Source organism: Pseudoalteromonas sp. Angola-4 (genome assembly GCF_028599265.1).
In the GTDB taxonomy this organism is placed as follows: Bacteria; Pseudomonadota; Gammaproteobacteria; order Enterobacterales; family Alteromonadaceae; genus Pseudoalteromonas; species Pseudoalteromonas atlantica.
On record NZ_JAQREK010000076.1, the window covers coordinates 1 to 479 of the forward strand.

A 479-nucleotide genomic window follows, 5' to 3' on the forward strand; every position below is an offset into this window, starting at 1 on the left:
TCAGAAAGAAGTTCACGAACTTCCATTTCTACTAGCTCAAGTAGCTCTTCGTCGTCAACCATGTCACATTTGTTCATGAATACAACGATGTAAGGTACGCCAACCTGACGAGAAAGTAGGATGTGCTCACGCGTTTGTGGCATAGGGCCGTCAGTCGCAGCTACTACTAAGATAGCGCCGTCCATTTGAGCAGCACCAGTGATCATGTTTTTAACATAATCGGCGTGTCCAGGACAATCTACGTGTGCGTAGTGACGAGTTGGTGTATCGTACTCAACGTGAGAAGTTGAGATTGTGATACCACGCTCGCGCTCTTCTGGAGCGTTATCGATTGATGCGAAATCTTTAGCAACACCGCCGTATACTTTTGCAAGTACGTTAGTGATTGCTGCAGTTAGTGTAGTTTTACCGTGGTCAACGTGGCCGATTGTACCAACGTTTACGTGCGGTTTTACGCGTTCAAACTTTTCTTTTGCCAT

The 479-nt window shown here is 46.1% G+C and carries 1 protein-coding gene; it reads right to left on the reverse strand.

Annotated elements, in window-relative coordinates:
• The coding region (locus PSH48_RS20875; RefSeq protein ID WP_273588146.1) for a GTP-binding protein at window positions 1-479 on the reverse strand (479 nt) is incomplete at its 3' end.